Here is a 17,166-nt window from a genome sequence, read left to right on the forward strand (position 1 = left end):
TTTTTGGTAGGTTTGCACATTATTTAAAATTCTCATAAAATTCACCGAATGGGGTTGTTTAACTGGTTTACACAAGAAGTTGCTATAGATTTAGGTACTGCCAATACACTCATTATCCATAATGACAAGGTAGTTGTAGATGAGCCCTCAATTGTTGCCTTTGATCGGACTACCAATAAAGTCATCGCCATCGGCCGGCAGGCCATGCAGATGGAAGGCAAGACACATGACAATATCCGCACTGTGCGGCCTTTAAAAGACGGCGTCATTGCCGACTTCAATGCCGCCGAACACATGATTCGCGGGATGATTAAAATGGTCAACAATGGCAAAGGTTGGTTTTTCCCTTCGCTCCGTATGGTCATCTGCATCCCGTCGGGCATTACCGAAGTGGAAAAACGCGCGGTGCGTGATTCCGCGGAGATAGCCGGTGCCAAGGAAGTCTACCTGGTACATGAGCCGATGGCTGCCGCGGTGGGAATTGGCATCGACGTGGAGGAACCCATGGGCAACATGGTCATTGACATCGGCGGCGGCACCACAGAGATTGCGGTTATTGCCCTATCCGGCATCGTATGCGACCAGTCCATCCGGGTAGCGGGTGATAACTTTGATTCCGACATCGTGCAGTACATCCGCCGGCAGCACAACATCATGATAGGCGATCGCACGGCAGAAAAAATAAAAATCGAAGTCGGCTCAGCCTTGCCGGAGCTGCAAGATCCACCGGATGACTTTGCCGTGCAAGGGCGGGATTTGATGACCGGCGTACCCAAACAGATCACCGTATCGTATACTGAAATTGCCCATTGTTTGGATAAGTCCATTTCCAAAATCGAGGAGGCGATTTTAAAGGCGCTGGAAATCACGCCGCCGGAATTATCGGCAGACATCTACCAAACAGGCATATACTTGACAGGCGGCGGCGCATTATTGCGCGGTTTGGATAAACGTATCCAAGCCAAGACCAAGCTACCGGTGCACGTGGCGGAAGATCCGTTACGCGCCGTGGTACGTGGTACAGGTATCGCGCTGAAAAACATTGGCACGTTCAAGTTTTTGATGCAGTAGTCAGCTTTAATTCAGTGCTGTGCGCCATAAACGATAAGCCGCAAACAAACGATAACCATAAGCTATAAGCAGGAAGTTATAGGCTATAAGTAGCATAAGCAGCAAGCGTAACGCCCAAAGCTTATCGCGTAAAGCAACACGAGGCATGAAGAACCTTTGGCTAATTCTTACCAAGTATAATGCATTTTTTTTATTCATTATATTTTTTGGATTGGCCTTTTATTTGGCCGTGCAAAACAACACCTTTCAGCGTGCCTCAGTTGTCAATTCATCAAACCACCTTGTGGGCGCGGCTTACGAAAAAATCAATGCCTGGAAAAGCTACCTTCATTTAAGTGAGGAAAATGCGTTATTAGCCGAAGAAAACGCAGCACTAAGGGAGCAATTGCAGCACTACACGATGCCTGACACCGTGGTGCAGGGCGTAGTCAACGATACGGTACGGGACGTGCAATACCAGTACATCGTTGCCAAGGTGACCAATAACAGCATTCATCAGCAAAACAATTACATTACGCTGGATAAGGGACGGAGGCATGGCATTGAAAAAGGAATGGGCGTTATTTCCAGCAGCGGCATTGTCGGCATCGTCCTCCATGTATCCGAACACTTTGCTACCGTGCAGTCGCTCCTGCACAGCGAAACCCGCATCAGTGCAGCGTTAGAAGACAGTCAAGCGTTCGGATCGCTGGTATGGGGAGACAGTTACGACGCCCGCTTCGGCACGCTCAAGGATATTCCCAATCACGTCAAGGTACGCAACGGCGAACTGGTCTACACCTCGGGGTTCTCACTCTTCCCCCCCGGCATCTTGGCCGGCAAAGTCATCGAATCGGGAATTACCGGCGGAGACAGTTTCCTTGACATCAAAATCGAACTAAGCACGCAATTCCACAACCTGCAGCAGGTATATGTCGTGAAAGACGTGTTGGCCAAGGAAAAAGCAACGTTAGAATCCCAAAACGACGACAATGGCTAAAGTTCTTTTATACAATATCATTCGTTTTGGTGCACTGCTGATCATGCAGGTATTCCTGTTCAAAAATATCGGCTATTACAACCTGGCTACCCCATTTCCCTATGTCCTATTCCTGCTGTTGCTTCCCGTGGGAATCCCCAATTTTGTCTTATACTGCCTGGCATTCATGACCGGGGTCACCGTGGATGCGTTTTATGATACCTTGGGTGTCCATGCTGCTGCTTGCGTAGCGCTTGCCTGGAGCCGCATCGTTTTTGTCCGTATCACTATCCAGACCGACCATTACGAAAATTACATGACTCCGCTGTGGGGCACCGTACCGTTCCAATGGTATTTCCTATACGTATTGGTACTCACCCTATTCCATCACGTGATATTGTTTTCGCTGGAAGCCTTCACTTTCCATCAATTCCATTACACACTTATCCGTATCTTATTAAGTTGTATCTTTACCGTCATTATCATTTTGTTGTTCAGTCTACTGTTTTACCGAAAAAAGCAGCGTTAGGGCTGCCTATACGCTTCTATCATACGTAAAATGAACGGTCTTTTTGAAAGAAAATACATCATTCAGGGCATTTTCATTGCTGTAGCGGCCATTATAGCCGCCCGCCTGTCTTATCTTCAATTGATCGACAAGTCGTATCTGCTTTCTGCCAACAACAACGTGTTGCGCAAGATGGTCATTTACCCGGCACGGGGCGTTATTCTCGATCGCAACGGCCAGGTGTTGGTCCAGAACGAACCCGTTTATGACCTGCTGGTGACACCACGGGAAGTCAAAGAACTGGACACCGCACTGCTGTGCGAGCTGGTGGGTATCGATAAAGAAGGCTTTGAACGGCGGATGGCCACCGCAAGAGCCTATTCGCCTTACAAAGCTTCGCAGTTTGAAAAACAACTTCCGGCCACCGCCTATGCCAAGCTACAGGAGCACCTGTACAAATTCAGAGGCTTTTACATTCAAAACCGTACGGTGCGCAGCTATCCCGACAGTATCGCAGCCCAATTTCTGGGCTACATCCAGGAGGTCAATGAACGCGACATCGAGCGGTCAAACGGCTTCTACCGGCCCGGCGACTATATTGGGGCCAGCGGTGTCGAGAGCGCTTACGAAGAGTTGCTACGTGGCCAGCGGGGTGTCAAGAATGTGATGGTCGATGCCTTCAACAGGCCCCAGGGATCCTTTGCCGAAGGCCGGTATGATACGTTGGCCGTAGCCGGCGACGGGCTGATTTCTTCCCTGGATAAAGATCTGCAAATCCTTGCCGAAAAGCTGATGCGCAACAAGATTGGCAGCGTTGTGGCCATCGAGCCAGCCACCGGCGAGATACTCACGTTTGTGAGCAGCCCCAGCTACGACCCCAACATGATGGTGGGCCGGGAGCGCGGCAACAACTATGCAAAACTGCTGCATGATCCGTACAAACCCATGTTTATACGGCCCATGCAGGCGCAATATCCGCCGGGATCGGTATTTAAGGTGGTGAGTGCACTTACCGCCCAGCAAGCGGGCATGATTGACGAGCACACCATATTCAACTGCCCGGGCGGGTACCGCTATGGGAGTGGGCGCGTCATGCGCTGCATGCACGTCGACGGCCCTACGCAGCTCATCAGATCCATCCAGCATTCCTGCAATACCTACTACGGTTACACCTACGCGCGAATGATCGATCAGCGAGGTATGCCATCGGCGCAAGCATACGGCCTTTGGCGCGACGCCGTCATGAAATTTGGCATCGGGCAACCATTGGGCATCGACCTACCCGGCGAAAAAGCCGGTTTGTTACCCAGCGCCGATTTTTACACCAAGCGGTATGGCAATGCAAAATGGGGTTCCAGCTACAACATCTCGCTATCTATCGGCCAGGGCGAAATGGGCATCACCCCCTTGCAGATGGCCAATGTCATGGCGATCGTAGCAAACAGGGGGTTTTACTACCGGCCACACCTGATTAAAGCCATCGGTGACAAAAAAATTGTCAAGCCCGAGTTTACCGAAAAAATATCCGCGGGAGTCGACGCGAAATATTATGAGCCGGTCATTGAAGGCATGAGCCGGGTGGTCAATCTGCCGGGTGGCACCGGATATTCGGTCCGGATTGCCGATATCGAGATGTGCGGAAAGACCGGTACGGCGCAAAATCCGCATGGGCAGGACCACGCTGTATTTTTCGCCTTCGCCCCCCGGGAAAACCCCAAAATCGCCATTGCCGTGGTCGTTGAAAATGCCGGCTTCGGCGGTACATGGGCAGGCCCTATCGCCAGCATGCTGATTGAGAAGTACCTGAAAGACACCATTACCCTTCCACAATATATCCAAGACCGGATATATAAAGCCGATCTGCTGCCTAAGCCCAAGACGGCAAAACCTCAGGAAGTGGTCAAATCGCCGCCCGCTAAGCCTTCCCAGCCAAGCAAATCACCAGAAGAAGAAGAAGAAGAAGTTTTATTTGTCCACCACAGCGCTTTAGCAAGAAGATATGACTAACCCCCATCGGCATAAGCTATTCGGCGGCGAAGTAGATTGGTTTACGATCATACTGTGGCTGCTGCTGTGTATCATTGGCTGGTTTAATATCCATGCCGCCGTTTTTGATCCGGATAACCCAGAGTTATTCAACATGAATACCAACTATGGCAAACAGTCCATCTACATCTTTTCGGCCATGGTTTTAGCCGTTACGATACTCATTGTCGATGCCAAATTTTACAGTTCCGTTTCGCCTATCCTCTACGTCATTACCATCCTGCTGCTTATTGCCGTACTCATCATCGGGCGCAATGTAGGCGGCAATCAAGCGTGGATTCCCATCGGCAGTTTCCGGCTGCAGCCGTCGGAGTTCGCCAAGTTGGCCACTTGTTTGCTACTGGGCAGGTACCTCAGCACCCAAAGCACGAAAAACCCCAACCTCGGCACCCTACTTACCGGCGCATCGATTGTATTGCTGCCCGTTATGCTGGTATTACTCCAGCCTGACACCGGATCAGCGTTAGCGTTTTTTGCACTGGTGTTCGTTTTCTACCGGGAAGGCTATATATCCGGGCCGTGGATGCTTTTCGGCGCACTCTGTATCATGTTGTTTGTCCTCACGCTCGCTTTTAATCAATGGGTGATTATTTCGGTAATAGCCGTTGTCTGCGCGCTGGGGATCTATTATTTCCGGAAAAGGCGGAAAGCCATCACGAGCCTCATCATCTTTTTCGTCATATCCACCGCATATGTGTTTTGCGTAGACTTTGTTTACGAAAACGTCCTGCAATCTCACCAGCGCAACCGCATCGATGTCATCCTCGGCAAGATAGATGACCCCCGCGGCCAGGGTTACAACCTCAATCAGTCGATGATCGCCATCGGATCCGGACAATTTTGGGGCAAAGGATACCTTCAGGGTACGCAGACCAAATATAATTTTGTGCCCGAGCAGAGCACGGATTTTATTTTTTGCACGATTGGCGAGGAATGGGGGTTTGTGGGTTCCATGGTTGTCATCAGTCTATACCTGACGTTACTGTTGCGCATCGTCAACATTGCCGAGCGCCAGCGTACCGCATTCGCCCGCATCTACGCCTACGGTGTTGCGTCCATCCTGTTTTTCCATTTTGCCATTAATATCGGCATGACCATCGGTATCGTGCCCATCATCGGCATCCCCCTGCCCTTTATCAGCTATGGCGGCTCTTCGCTTTGGAGTTTTACGATCTTGCTTTTTATTATGCTCAAATTTGACGCAAACAAGAAAGGAATCGTTTAAAAAGGTTGACCAAATGCGAGGCCCCGCATGGGAAGCAGGGCACTACGCAAATGGCTGCACACATGAATGACGACAAATTTAATAGAATTAAAACAATATCCTAAAATATTTGTAATTTTTTTATTAATAATTGGCCTCGCTTATAAATCTTCCTGCTCTTTTACCGGAACGTTGCGAATAAAGTCATCATAGTACGGATTGTCCTGGTCCGAGTAGGTCCCGTAAGCGTTCAGCAGGTACCCTACCTGTCCGTCATCGGCCCTCACGGCATAAATGACAGCCATGTCCGCCGGATCGGATTCCCCTTCAAAGCGATACACCTTGATGATGGTCAGTTGGGATGGAGCATACACGTTGGGCCTGCCCTCAAAACAAGCCCCGTCTTTTGTAATGGTAAGTTCGCGGCCGTAGCCCTTTTCCTTAAGGCGCTCCATTACGGCAGCTATTGGAGTCATGGATCTGGATGTGCTCATCTGTGTCGTTGTTTATTAGGTTAGAACAAGCTTCCCTGCGTTATGTTTACCGGATAAACACGATCACGGTCTCAGCGGCGGAACCTCCCTTCGTCAGGGGGAAGCGGGCGCATTGAGAAACCGGCGCACGGCCAGCCCCGCCAGCCCTGCGAAGCCACTTACAGGGCCCACCACCAGCACCGCGATAATCAGTACCAGCACAATACCTGGCACAGCAGCCAATGCCGGCACACCCGCCGTGAATATACCGGCCACCTTGGTTGCCAGGTCAACCCCGGAATTGAAGTGAAGATAGAGTGCGTACCCCATCCACAACGTTATGCCGGCCATCGCCGGCGTCCAAAACGCCTGCGATGCGCTCGTCGACTTCCACCAGCACACCGCAAAACAAACCGGGGCGATGGTCCACCATGGACCGACAACAGCCAACAGCCCCGCTATGACCACGATTAGTACGAATAACATACCCCTTCTCATTTTGTTGGTTTCAATGCCATGCGGCGTTGCAGCCTGTCCGACGGCTCATCCGCACGCTTCATAAACAATAGTGTGTCCAGCTCGCCCTGTGCCCAGCGATCGATCATGTTGTCGTAGTACCGGCTTCCGGGGTTGCCCGACTGGCCACCCGGATACAGCCCGTATGCCACCGGCCATTCCTTATCCAGTTGCACCACCATCCGCCATGACGGACCGTTTGTACGCGATGTGGCATTGACCACACTGCTGCCCCCGCCATTGTTGACGCCGATACGGCCGAATGACCTGAAGTTAGGCACCAGGTGCATGATGCGCGTCCCTTTCACCTTGCCCAGCGCCCATGTGCGCGCCGAAATATCGCCAAGGCGTTCACGCATATGCTTCACGGTGATGTTGAAGCTCTCCCGTATGATGTCATCCAGCGTTTCCACCGTATCCGGTGTATTCACATTGTCGAACCACGGCGCATCCGGTTCGTTGTTGATGAGCTCAAACGTACGGTCGAGGCTGGGGAATAAGAAATCGTCATCCCGCGGAAACTCATCCTCCCAGATCGCCGCCATCAGGTTGTCCAGCCAACTTTCAAAAATAGCCGCCCCTACGGCGTCCGCGTCATTCCGGCGGTTCCAGCGCTCCACGGCATCAAATTCGGCTGATCTGCGGATGGAATCCGCTGCCGCCAATGCCTTCATCAACCGCGGGAGCACCCGTCTTGCATCCACATTGTAATTATCATTCTGCAACGCACGCAGGCTATCAGCTGTTGCGTCTGTCATCGCTTCCAAGCGTTCATTGATGCGGATAGCCCTGGCCGGATGTGCAAACCGCCAATCGAGGTAGTACGGATAGGTCGTATCAGTGGGCGATTGGTTTGCCGAGCTGACGAAGCCCCGCGATGGATTCCGTACCGCGGGATTCTGCTCCTTTGGTATCCACCCCTGCCAGTCGTGCGATGCGAGGGTGCCATCCAGCAGATACTTGCCCTGCCCCTTCCATTTCAAGGGCAGTTTGCCGGCAGCCGCGAGGGCGATATCACCGCCATTGCTGGAAAAGACGAAATTCTGGGCCGGTGCCGTAAAATAGCCAAGCGCTTCACGGTAGTCGTCGTAGTCCGTGCCACGGTTGAGGTAATAAAAAGCAAGCATATCCGAATCATCCGTCTCGTTCGTTACCCAGCGCATTGCGTAGCCGGGCGGTACCCGATCAGTATTGGTCGGGTCGGCCTTATGGTACACAACCGGCCCATGATGCGTGTAGTATAGCGTGTCGTACACCGTCCAGCCACCCTTCAGGCTGAAGGTTTCGATGTGCCTCGTTGCCGGCTTCCATTGACCATCATGCCGGTACTCGCGAAAGGTCGAGTCCCTGAACTGAATGCGGTAGAAATCCATCACATCCGGCCCCAGGTTAGTGACTCCCCAAGCAATATCCTTATTAAAGCCGATGATGATATTCGGCGTACCCGGCAATGCCACACCATAGACATTCACGCCTGGCGCGGCGAGCTGCATCTGGTACCAGATAGACGGCAAGGTTAGCTGCAAGTGCGGGTCATTCGCCAGGATGGGCAGCCCCGTAGCCGACTTGGTGCCACTCACGGCCCAGTTATTGCTCCCTATCTCAGGGCGCGGTGCAGGCATGTAGAAACTCAATAAGTCACTGTCCGGCAACGCCGTCACCCGCTCCGGCACGACGGGTCTTGGTACGGGCGAAAATTCCCATTCCGTTCCTTCCGGTATCGCGGGTGATTCCAATGCGGGATAGTCCGGAAAAAGGTTGGCCACCACATCAGCGCCATATCTTGCCAACACCTTGGTCAACCCGTAGTCATAGCTACCCCCGTTCAACGTATTCCGCATATTCATCAGCATCAAGATAGACTTATATGGCGTCCACCGCTCAGGACTGTAGTTCAACAGTTTGTATTCCACGGGCAGGTCACGGTAAGTCAGCTGTTCGATATATGCATTTACGCCCGCCGCATAAGCTTCCAGCATCCGGTTTGCCAACGTATCGGCCTTCAATTTCTCGGCGATGGTTGCAGCCGATCGCGCCATGCCGATACGGCGGTTAAACCGGTCATAAGCCAAGGCGGCCCCGCCCACCACCTCCGAGAGCCTTCCTGAGGCAACCAGTGTATAAAATTCCATCTGCCAGAGGCGATCCCGGGCGATGACATACCCCTGAGCGAAATACAGGTCCGCATCATTTTGTGCAAAAATATGCGGTACGGCATTGTCATCGTAATATACCGTTACTTCTTCCGCAATCCCTTTCAGCAAGATTTCTTCATCCTGCCGGCTGTGTCCAGCCACCGCATGCTGTAAAAAGCCTTCAAACGGGCTGAAGACCTTACCCAATGGCGGCACCATGCCCCACGAACGGTTAAACACATAAAGCAGCGCGAGCGCGGCAAATAGCGGCCAAAAATGCTTGATGAATCTCATTATCATTTAGGTATCATTTCAAAGGCACGTATTGTCACCCAAACATAATCAAAGCGCGCGAAACACGCAAATCCAGCGCTTAAAAAAACAACCTTGTGCCGACTATGTTAGTAAAAGCGTATGGAAAGTCCACTATTTGATGTCCTTGTTGTCGGCGGAAGCTTTTCGGGCCTTTCCGCCGCGCTGACGCTTGCGCGTTCCGGCCGCCGCCTGTTGATTGTCGACGATGACGCCCCCTGCAACAAAACCAGTGAAAAGGCGTACAACCTGCTCACCAATGACGGTTTAAGTCCACATGAAATCAAGGCAAAAGCCATTGCCGATGTCAGGAAATACCCATCGGCACACTTCAGCCCAGGTACTGTTGCCGAAATAGCTGTCGGCTCGCCCTTCTTGGTAAAAACAACCGGCGGACAGGCCTACCGTTCCCAAACCGTCCTCCTCTGTACGGGCATGGCCGATATCATTCCCGATATCCCCGGATTTGCTGCCTGCTGGGGCAAATCCATCATCCACTGCCCCTATTGCCACGCCTATGAGCAGCAAGCCAGCCACGTAGCCATGTTTGGAAACAGCGATGACGATGTTGCTCTTGCAGGCCTCCTGAAGACCTGGAACAAAGGTGTCACGCTGCTCACCAACGGTCGCCCGCTATCTACCGATCAGCAGCAGTTGCTAGACAAACAACAGCTATCCGTTATCACCGCGCCCGTATCCGGGCTCCGCCACCATGATGGCCGGCTTCTCGCCGTATTGTTTGACGGCCATGAGCCATTCAACGTACGCGATCTCTTTGTCAACCCGCTAGCCAAGCAGCATTCCCCCCTGGCCGAGCAGAGCGGTTGCGAGCTCATCGAAAACGGATTAATTAGGGTAGATGACTTCCACCGTACCACCGTGCCGGGCATCTACGCCGCCGGCGACTGCTGTACCGCATTCCGCACCATTTCCACGGCCATTGCGTCCGGCACCCAGGCGGGCATCTTCATCCATCAGGACCTGCACAAAAATTACCTCAAGGCCCTCATGGAAGACGGGTAGTTTGCCGCCCATTTAGGCTGCGCAATGAAGAGATTGTACCATGCCTTGGACAAAAACAAATTACCCCGTTTCGATGAAGAACCTGCCCGTTGCAGTTCGCAACAAGGCCGTGGATATTGCGAATGCCCTGCTTGATGAAATCGTATTATGGCTGAGACTCATCCGGCTGGATGGTAAGCACGGTATCCGTAAATGAGCGCAATCGCACGGTACCGCTAAAATCCCCTTTAAAAAATTCGATGACTTGGCAGCGTACGGCAGACTTTAGTGACAGCTCATCGTCGCCCATGGCTACAAGTCCGAAATTTCCTTCTATCGCCGTGAAGCCGCCTCCCTCTCTCCTATATATAACAAATATCAACTCGTTGATTTTACCTAACAACTTTTTCATCTTATTGACTTATTTCTTCACCCCCCGAAGGAAGTGATAATCCGACAATATACCGGGCAATAGCTAGCCCCGGTTTGGCCAACTTCGTGGTTGGTCTTAACCGAGCTTCAGCCCTTGCCGTAGATGTAAACTACATCCGGCACACGCAAAATCACCTAACAACTATCAACAAGAAACTACAGGGGGGGCACGGAGTCCGTTTGAATGTAGATAGACTTTTTCTACATGAGGTTTGGGCAATGAAAAATATTGACAACGGAAAACAGCTGCGGGCGGATAACCGATGGCTATCCTATCGGTTTTCGGCGAAGCGGCAACTGTTTGCTGCTTGGCGTACTGCGATGTGAAGGTAGGCGCATATGCATGGGAATGGTCATTAAGGGAATGAGTCGTCAACAACCTGTCCAGTATGCCTTCTTCAGCACTTTCGCAAACGGAGTGATCATGCGGGTGGTGCCAGGCATGATCATGGGGATGAACATGCGGAAAAGCATCGTGCCCAATGATGAGCACCGTGGCCAGCAACATCAATCCTACCTTTAACCTTCTTGGCATACCCATTTCAAATGGCAAAGATAAGAAATTGCTTGGAGCCAGCCATACAGACGTCCGTTTGTTTACTTACCTTTGCATACGATGAGCGCAAACACGGTATCCCAAGCCACCAAGATTGCTTTACTTGACGCGTGCAAGGCGTACGTTGATCAACGAACGGCGAATGCTTTGCAAGCCATCGCTTCTGCGAGCGACGCGGCCGCGGATGACACCAAAAGCAGTGCAGGCGACAAATTTGAAACAACACGGGAAATGATGCAGCAAGAACTTAACCGGCATCAACAGCTCTTGACGGATGCACAACGCATGGCCAAGGTGCTGGCGGATCTGGACGTTCGCATACATACCGAACCTGTTAAACTCGGCAGCGTGGTGGAAACAAATCACGGCATGTTTTTTATCGCCGTAAGTGTAGGTCAGCTACAAATTGACGGAACGACATATCGGGTAATTTCTTCGGCATCTCCCCTGGGGCAACGGCTTATCGGCTTAAACGCGGGCGAGGCGATTACGTTCAACGGCACAGCGTACCGGGTAACCCATGTCTGCTGATATGGGGTATTTTTTTACTTTGTATACGTTGACCGGTATTTCCCGACGATTTTGATGACCACCGGCACCGTAACGACAACAATGATGGCGACGACCAGATAGTGAAGGTAGGGCCGCAAAAACGGCATGCTTCCGATGAGATAACCGGCAAACGCGAAAGCGAGAATCCATCCCACCGATCCCATCAAGGCGAAGGCGATGACGCGACTGAACTTGAGCCTGACGATGCCGGCAACGATTGGTCCGAAGGTCCGGATCAACGGAAAGAATATGCCGATGGACAAAGCGAACGCGCCGTATTTTTTATAAAACTTTTCGGCCGCCGATAAGTGCTGCCTTTTGAAAAATCTGGAATCCGGCCTGCGGTATACCAGCGGACCGGCCTTATAACCGATGACATAACCCGTCATGTTGCCCAATAACGCAGCGAGAACACCTAAACTGCATAGCGTGAAAAGGCTATGCTCAAACAGTCCATTGGCGATCAATACGCCCGCCATAAAAACGAACGCGCCGCTCGGTACGAAAAAACAGAAAAAAAGCCCAATTTGCCCGTAGATTGCCAGGAGAATGAGCAGTAACCCACCGAATTGAATCAAAGCCTCGACGTCAAACATCTTGCCGTTAAAGATAAAGAATCCCGGCAAAACCAGCGGACAAAATTACCGCTAAACGCGTACGCATGTATCCACACAATTTACACCTTAAAATTTTATAGTTACCTATTTTAAACCTATATGTATTTTACATTTTATCGTATTTTCATCGTAAAGTCATCGTATTTTCATCGTATTTTATACGATAAAAATAGGTTCTTTTTATGTTATTCTAATGATTTTAAGTAAAATTCAACCAATTTCTATTTAACTTTTACTACGTATTATTTGGCCAAACAGATAGAATTGCGTATACTTACCGTGTAAAAGCCATGTTCATTGTCCCCGCATGGACGACATTTTTACATTGAAGCTATGGGCATCATCAAAAAAGGCATCAACGGACCATTCAAAGGCAAAGCGGGCAGTGTGATAGGAAGCAGTTGGAAAAAGATTAGCTACATCAAAGGGTTGCAACTGAAGAAAAGCGCCAAGCGTAAGCCTTCGCCCGAACAGGCGATCCAGCAACAGCGGTTTAAGCTACTTAACGATTTCCTGAGACCACTTTCCCAGATACTGGAAATCAGCCTGAAACCGCTCTTAACGAAGACTACGGGAGTAAACGCGGCATTTAGCCTGAATTATGATCACGCCTTCCTTGTGGATGGCGAGCATACGTCGTTAAACTATAAAGCCATGCAGTTCAGCCATGGATCACTGTGCACCGCCGGCGCTGAAAAGGCGTGGCGCGAAAATGACCAGGTCACGGTCACTTGGCATACAAAAACCTATGGCATGGGCGGTGAAATGGATGATGTGGCCTACGCATTGGTGTATTGCCCAGAAACTGACCGGTTTTTTGGGAGTACGGCGGAGCAGATCAGGCAAGACGGTATGGCAACCGTCGATCTCAGTGGCAATAACGGTACGGAGCTGCACACCTGGCTGTTCTTCGTGGACAAACGCCAGAAGCGGGCCTCCCCGACCGTGTACATCCCCCTTTCGTCAAGCAAACCTTAAAAACCAGCCGATATGGACCTTCTTTACGATCGCAACGTCCCCAAAAAGTCGGATAAATCCTATGGAAAGCTTGCCGTTCAACAGCGGATGCGCTTGGCCATGGCATTCCTCAACCCCTTACGCCCGGTCATCGCTGAAAGCTGGTTGAGCCGAGGCCGGGGCAGCAAAAAGAAAGCTTTCGGCCAGGCGCTCAAAAAATTGATGCAGGATGCACTGGAGGGCGATTATCCCGACCAGCACGTAGTCCCCGACCGGGTGGATATCAGCATGGGCATACTTCCCGGGCTGTTGGTTAGGGAGGCCGTACACAGTGAGCAGACACTGGAGGTTTATTTTTCCAGCAAAGACACCCCCTTAGCCCGGGCCACCGACGAGGTGGTGTTGGTGGTATACAATCCCGGACGAGGTGTCGCGGCTCGCAACACACACGTTTGCAACCGTAATGAGGGGTATATCAAGGTTGACTTGCCGCCCCAATTGTGGTCGGCGCCCTTCCACGTTTACCTGTTCGCACACAGCGCAAGCAAAAAACAATACAGTAAAAGTGTGTACATCGGGCAGTTGGGACCATGACGGGACAGGGGTATAAACTACGTCGTATAAGGATGTTGCCAGGGCTTCCGGTAAGACCGCCGCAATAACGCCGTGGCCTCGGGGTCGTCCAGGCATACTTTCGTTTGCGGATCATAGACCAGTGGGCGGTTTAATTGCATCGACAGATTGGCCAATATACAACTGGCCGTTGATATGTGCCCTTCCTCGATATCCGCGACGGGCAAACGATCATGTTGAATAGCTGAAAGGAGATCCTGCATATGCCGCCGCGTGGCCGGTGCTGTATGCAGTTCAATCCGGGGCTCGTCTATGTCTTCCGGAAATTCGTCCCGCTCGTAAACCACATCTTTGGCAATCCGGTCGCCTTGGCCGGCAGGAATAAACTCGTACTTCATCACACTCCCCTTCAGGGTACCTCTATCTCCATAAATAATAAATGCCCACGGATATTCAGGATCAGCCGGAGTGCCCCATGTGCGATGCTGCCATATACAGTTGAGCTCGTCGTATTCAAAAACCGCCGTCTGGGTGTCGGCAATGGTCGACTTCCCGCCTTTCTGAACGTAAATCCCCCCGGTTGCACTGATCCGCTTCGGCCAGTCAAGTTGCAGCAACCAGCGCACCGTGTCAAACATATGGATACACATATCGCCGGTGATTCCGTTCCCGTATTCCATAAAAGTCCGCCACCAACTGCCGTGCGGCAATCCATCGTATGGACGTAGGGGCGCTGGGCCGGTCCACATTTCATAGTCGAGAAATTCGGGTACCGGTGCCAATGGGGGGTTCCCATCCTTCCGCATATGATAATAGCAGCATAGCTCCACGTGTGATACGTTGCCGAGCAAGCCTTTGTCGATCACATTTTCTTTGGCGTCAATCAGATGTGGCGTGCTTCTCCGTTGTGTACCTACCTGTACTTTTCTATTGTACTTCCGTGCGACGGCAAGTATAGCTTCCCCTTCGAGTACATCGACGCTAACCGGCTTTTGTAAATAAAGATGCGCTCCGGCCGTCATGGCGTCAATCGCCTGCCGGGCATGCCAGTGATCCGGGGTACCAATGAGCACCAGATCCAATGGATGATCGGCCAGCATCTTCCTATAATCACTATACATTGCCGGAACCTTCCTGGAGGTTTGCCGTTCACTAATGAGCCGGCCTGCCTCCTCCAGGTGATTGCGGTCTACATCGCACACGGCAACGACGTCAACGTCACTTACCTGAATGAGTCTGAACAGGTCGCTTTTCCCATACCAACCGGCGCCGATTAAACCTACCCGCAGTTTGTTGGGTGTATTTGCAAAGGGGCCTCCTTTAGCCTGTAGGGCAGCCAATGCTAAAACAGCGTTGGCACCTTGAATGAATTTTCGACGGTTCAGCTTAAAATTGGTCATAATTTATTGGTTACGTTCTATGATAGGGCCGAGCCCCATATCTTCCGTAGGCTAAAATAATGTTTTCGCCGATTTCTGCTATACCCATGTTTGGAATTGCAACTCAAAATAGGAGACTTTTTATGCAGCCGCGGAAAATACCGCTCGGTTCTCCTTTATGGATCGTATATTAGCTAAATTTCTTTTTAGTAAGATGTGTATATCCGTATTTTATTATCGCCAAGTTGTAGTAGTAATCAGGAATATATTATACTTATTAAGTTTAATATATTTTCTTGTGGGTTGTCAAAATCCAACTGATCATTCTGTCGCATTGAATATCGACCTGCACAAACAGCAAGGTATAATTAAGAAATATTTGCTAGATAGTGCAAGACAATACAGTTATTATTCCAAAGAATGGCAAAAGTACATCGACATGGGCCTACAGGAAGATTCGACAATCGCTTACTTGTGGCAACAAAAGGCCATGCCACTCTTTAAGCAGGGCAAGTATGAATTGGGAATGCAGTATCTGGACAAAGCGGTGTATTATGATAGGTCCAGTTGGCTGAGTTACAGGGCATTCATCAAATGTATTTTCGCTAAAACCTATAGGGCTGCGATTGCTGATTTTGAAGAATGCATGAGCTACGATGGAAATAGCCATGTGATGGATCACTCATATCGGTTTTACATTGCACTTAGCCTATTACAACTGAATGAGTTCCAGAAAGCGGAGGCTCTATTCAAGGAAGAAATAGATCAAATGCAGAAAGAAAGAGGCGAGGAATGGGTTCACCACCTTGAACTCTTTTATTACGGTATTTCACTGTATGAACAAAGAAAATATGAATCCGCTGTGGAAGCGTTTGATCGCGCCTTAAACAATTACCACCGGTTTTCTGATGTGAAGTACTACAAGGCCATTTCATTAGCTCATCTTGGCAAAACCGAAGAGGCTTCTGCTATACTTGAAGAAGCCAAATTCGACAGAAGTGACGGGTATACCATAACTGAGGATAACGTTATCTACGAACGTTATCCTTACCAAGTCAGATGGGATCAGCATGGGTTACATCAATAAAGACGAGGCTGTAAAAGATAAAACGGTTTACGAGAGAGCGACATATATGAGGCGGGCTGAGTGACTATAATCAACACAGATTAAAAGTTGCTTTTAACTATGCTGAAGTATGGATAGTCTGCTTTAACCATATATTCTACGCTTCCTACAGCTCCGCCTTTATTTCGATGGTCTTATTATTGCCGGAATCGTCCACAAAGTTGACTTTCATAGTTTCGCTTTCAAGATAGTTCGACAAAAATAATTCACACAACGAGTCCATTTGATTATCAGACAAATCAAAATCATTAATCTGTGTAATTCGATATCCGTTTCGCATACCTAATTTTTCTGCTTCGGTATTTTTATATACCGCCGAAACGGTATAGACACCATCGATAAGTTGAGCGTTAAATCCGAAGAATGGTGATGGTTGGTGCGTTTGGGAGTCCGAATGGGGCGCGAAATAGAACCGCTTATGTAAATAGTCGACGCTTATAACCCCATACTTTGCAAGTCCCATACCAACCGAGTTTTTGTTTTTATGTTCGGATACCGTAGTGGAGATGTCTTTGATTACAGCGTTTCCAAAAAATAGGTCACCAATTTTAACCCTATTTTCTATACCCACTTTGCCTGCACCAAACAATCCAGAGGATATGGAACCGTAACCTTCATTTACTAAATGCGCGCTTCCCTTTGCATTTAATTTCTCGTAACTTTCTGTTGATAGTGGAAGAAATTTGTCTGATCCACTGTCAAACAGAGCTGTTAAGTTACCTCGTTTCCCTAAGTCCAATTTTACAAAG

At 50.2% G+C, this 17,166-nt stretch carries 18 protein-coding genes; 10 read left to right on the forward strand and 8 right to left on the reverse strand.

What is annotated here, in order from left to right:
• Window positions 1–48: 48 nt before the first annotated feature.
• The 5 genes from JHJ32_RS10875 to rodA all read left to right on the forward strand — a co-directional run bounded on the left by JHJ32_RS10875 (window position 49) and on the right by rodA (window position 5,808).
• Window positions 49–1,071: a rod shape-determining protein gene (locus tag JHJ32_RS10875; RefSeq protein WP_079715972.1), complete on the forward strand. Its 1,023-nt coding sequence runs from the start codon at window positions 49–51 to the stop codon at window positions 1,069–1,071.
• Between the two features lie 145 nt (window positions 1,072–1,216).
• Complete coding sequence (gene mreC, locus JHJ32_RS10880; RefSeq protein ID WP_200120975.1) at window positions 1,217–2,050, forward strand: rod shape-determining protein MreC; 834 nt, start codon at window positions 1,217–1,219, stop codon at window positions 2,048–2,050.
• Complete coding sequence (locus JHJ32_RS10885) at window positions 2,043–2,558, forward strand: rod shape-determining protein MreD (protein ID WP_200120976.1); 516 nt, start codon at window positions 2,043–2,045, stop codon at window positions 2,556–2,558. The genes mreC and JHJ32_RS10885 overlap by 8 nt, the downstream gene beginning before the upstream one ends.
• Before the next feature lie 30 nt (window positions 2,559–2,588).
• Window positions 2,589–4,544 carry a penicillin-binding protein 2 gene (gene mrdA, locus JHJ32_RS10890; protein ID WP_079715975.1) on the forward strand — a complete coding sequence of 652 codons (1,956 nt, stop codon included), beginning with the start codon at window positions 2,589–2,591 and terminating at the stop codon, window positions 4,542–4,544.
• Complete coding sequence (rodA, locus tag JHJ32_RS10895; RefSeq protein ID WP_200120977.1) at window positions 4,537–5,808, forward strand: rod shape-determining protein RodA; 1,272 nt, start codon at window positions 4,537–4,539, stop codon at window positions 5,806–5,808. Before mrdA ends, rodA begins: the two co-directional genes overlap by 8 nt.
• A gap of 140 nt (window positions 5,809–5,948) precedes the next feature.
• Here the strand turns inward: rodA and JHJ32_RS10900 are convergent, their stop codons facing one another.
• The 3 genes from JHJ32_RS10900 to JHJ32_RS10910 form a co-directional block, all read right to left on the reverse strand.
• The gene (locus JHJ32_RS10900) at window positions 5,949–6,281 is read right to left on the reverse strand and encodes a hypothetical protein (RefSeq protein WP_139378556.1); all 333 of its coding nucleotides are present in this window, start codon (window positions 6,279–6,281) and stop codon (window positions 5,949–5,951) included.
• 93 nt (window positions 6,282–6,374) lie between these two features.
• Window positions 6,375–6,746, reverse strand: a complete 372-nt coding sequence (locus tag JHJ32_RS10905) for a hypothetical protein (RefSeq protein WP_079715978.1) — start codon at window positions 6,744–6,746, stop codon at window positions 6,375–6,377.
• Between the two features lie 8 nt (window positions 6,747–6,754).
• On the reverse strand, window positions 6,755–9,205 hold the full coding sequence (locus JHJ32_RS10910) for a penicillin acylase family protein (RefSeq protein WP_200120978.1): 2,451 nt from the start codon (window positions 9,203–9,205) through the stop codon (window positions 6,755–6,757).
• 120 nt (window positions 9,206–9,325) lie between these two features.
• On the opposite strand from JHJ32_RS10910, the gene JHJ32_RS10915 reads away from it, so the two are divergent.
• Window positions 9,326–10,246 (forward strand): NAD(P)/FAD-dependent oxidoreductase, encoded by a 921-nt coding sequence (locus tag JHJ32_RS10915; RefSeq protein WP_200120979.1) that lies wholly within the window; start codon window positions 9,326–9,328, stop codon window positions 10,244–10,246.
• Window positions 10,247–10,391: 145 nt separating this feature from the next.
• Here JHJ32_RS10915 and JHJ32_RS10920 read toward each other — a convergent pair whose 3' ends face one another.
• Both JHJ32_RS10920 and JHJ32_RS10925 read right to left on the reverse strand, forming a co-directional pair.
• Window positions 10,392–10,637, reverse strand: coding sequence for a hypothetical protein (locus tag JHJ32_RS10920; RefSeq protein WP_139378557.1), 246 nt, complete (start codon window positions 10,635–10,637; stop codon window positions 10,392–10,394).
• 165 nt (window positions 10,638–10,802) lie between these two features.
• A complete protein-coding gene (locus JHJ32_RS10925) occupies window positions 10,803–11,192 on the reverse strand; it encodes a hypothetical protein (protein WP_200120980.1) in 390 nt (129 codons plus the stop codon).
• 81 nt (window positions 11,193–11,273) lie between these two features.
• Here JHJ32_RS10925 and JHJ32_RS10930 point away from each other — a divergent pair, with 81 nt between their 5' ends.
• The gene (locus tag JHJ32_RS10930; protein ID WP_079715982.1) at window positions 11,274–11,744 is read left to right on the forward strand and encodes a hypothetical protein; all 471 of its coding nucleotides are present in this window, start codon (window positions 11,274–11,276) and stop codon (window positions 11,742–11,744) included.
• A gap of 14 nt (window positions 11,745–11,758) precedes the next feature.
• Here JHJ32_RS10930 and JHJ32_RS10935 read toward each other — a convergent pair whose 3' ends face one another.
• Window positions 11,759–12,361, reverse strand: coding sequence for a DedA family protein (locus JHJ32_RS10935; protein ID WP_079715983.1), 603 nt, complete (start codon window positions 12,359–12,361; stop codon window positions 11,759–11,761).
• Window positions 12,362–12,715: 354 nt separating this feature from the next.
• On the opposite strand from JHJ32_RS10935, the gene JHJ32_RS10940 reads away from it, so the two are divergent.
• The gene (locus JHJ32_RS10940; RefSeq protein WP_079715984.1) at window positions 12,716–13,360 is read left to right on the forward strand and encodes a DUF6266 family protein; all 645 of its coding nucleotides are present in this window, start codon (window positions 12,716–12,718) and stop codon (window positions 13,358–13,360) included.
• A 12-nt stretch (window positions 13,361–13,372) separates the two neighbouring features.
• Complete coding sequence (locus tag JHJ32_RS10945) at window positions 13,373–13,933, forward strand: DUF6266 family protein (RefSeq protein ID WP_200120981.1); 561 nt, start codon at window positions 13,373–13,375, stop codon at window positions 13,931–13,933.
• A 17-nt stretch (window positions 13,934–13,950) separates the two neighbouring features.
• Here the strand turns inward: JHJ32_RS10945 and JHJ32_RS10950 are convergent, their stop codons facing one another.
• Window positions 13,951–15,312, reverse strand: coding sequence for a Gfo/Idh/MocA family protein (locus JHJ32_RS10950; protein WP_200120982.1), 1,362 nt, complete (start codon window positions 15,310–15,312; stop codon window positions 13,951–13,953).
• A 418-nt stretch (window positions 15,313–15,730) separates the two neighbouring features.
• On the opposite strand from JHJ32_RS10950, the gene JHJ32_RS10955 reads away from it, so the two are divergent.
• Complete coding sequence (locus tag JHJ32_RS10955) at window positions 15,731–16,378, forward strand: tetratricopeptide repeat protein (RefSeq protein WP_200120983.1); 648 nt, start codon at window positions 15,731–15,733, stop codon at window positions 16,376–16,378.
• A 145-nt stretch (window positions 16,379–16,523) separates the two neighbouring features.
• Here the strand turns inward: JHJ32_RS10955 and JHJ32_RS10960 are convergent.
• Window positions 16,524–17,166, reverse strand: a 643-nt coding sequence (locus JHJ32_RS10960; protein ID WP_200120984.1) for a hypothetical protein, incomplete at its 5' end; no start/stop codon positions are given.

Origin of the sequence: Parapedobacter sp. ISTM3 (genome assembly GCF_016533505.1) — a bacterium.
GTDB lineage: Bacteria > Bacteroidota > Bacteroidia > Sphingobacteriales > Sphingobacteriaceae > Parapedobacter > Parapedobacter luteus.

Bases quoted from the DNA above. Each gene is read 5' to 3' on its own strand.
- JHJ32_RS10875 (WP_079715972.1), top strand. From the start codon at position 49: ATGGGGTTGTTTAACTGGTTTACACAAGAAGTTGCTATAGATTTAGGT.
- mreC (WP_200120975.1), top strand. From the start codon at position 1,217: ATGAAGAACCTTTGGCTAATTCTTACCAAGTATAATGCATTTTTTTTA.
- JHJ32_RS10885 (WP_200120976.1), top strand. From the start codon at position 2,043: ATGGCTAAAGTTCTTTTATACAATATCATTCGTTTTGGTGCACTGCTG.
- mrdA (WP_079715975.1), top strand. From the start codon at position 2,589: ATGAACGGTCTTTTTGAAAGAAAATACATCATTCAGGGCATTTTCATT.
- rodA (WP_200120977.1), top strand. From the start codon at position 4,537: ATGACTAACCCCCATCGGCATAAGCTATTCGGCGGCGAAGTAGATTGG.
- JHJ32_RS10900 (WP_139378556.1), bottom strand. From the start codon at position 6,281: ATGAGCACATCCAGATCCATGACTCCAATAGCTGCCGTAATGGAGCGC.
- JHJ32_RS10905 (WP_079715978.1), bottom strand. From the start codon at position 6,746: ATGTTATTCGTACTAATCGTGGTCATAGCGGGGCTGTTGGCTGTTGTC.
- JHJ32_RS10910 (WP_200120978.1), bottom strand. From the start codon at position 9,205: ATGAGATTCATCAAGCATTTTTGGCCGCTATTTGCCGCGCTCGCGCTG.
- JHJ32_RS10915 (WP_200120979.1), top strand. From the start codon at position 9,326: ATGGAAAGTCCACTATTTGATGTCCTTGTTGTCGGCGGAAGCTTTTCG.
- JHJ32_RS10920 (WP_139378557.1), bottom strand. From the start codon at position 10,637: ATGAAAAAGTTGTTAGGTAAAATCAACGAGTTGATATTTGTTATATAT.
- JHJ32_RS10925 (WP_200120980.1), bottom strand. From the start codon at position 11,192: ATGCCAAGAAGGTTAAAGGTAGGATTGATGTTGCTGGCCACGGTGCTC.
- JHJ32_RS10930 (WP_079715982.1), top strand. From the start codon at position 11,274: ATGAGCGCAAACACGGTATCCCAAGCCACCAAGATTGCTTTACTTGAC.
- JHJ32_RS10935 (WP_079715983.1), bottom strand. From the start codon at position 12,361: ATGTTTGACGTCGAGGCTTTGATTCAATTCGGTGGGTTACTGCTCATT.
- JHJ32_RS10940 (WP_079715984.1), top strand. From the start codon at position 12,716: ATGGGCATCATCAAAAAAGGCATCAACGGACCATTCAAAGGCAAAGCG.
- JHJ32_RS10945 (WP_200120981.1), top strand. From the start codon at position 13,373: ATGGACCTTCTTTACGATCGCAACGTCCCCAAAAAGTCGGATAAATCC.
- JHJ32_RS10950 (WP_200120982.1), bottom strand. From the start codon at position 15,312: ATGACCAATTTTAAGCTGAACCGTCGAAAATTCATTCAAGGTGCCAAC.
- JHJ32_RS10955 (WP_200120983.1), top strand. From the start codon at position 15,731: ATGGGCCTACAGGAAGATTCGACAATCGCTTACTTGTGGCAACAAAAG.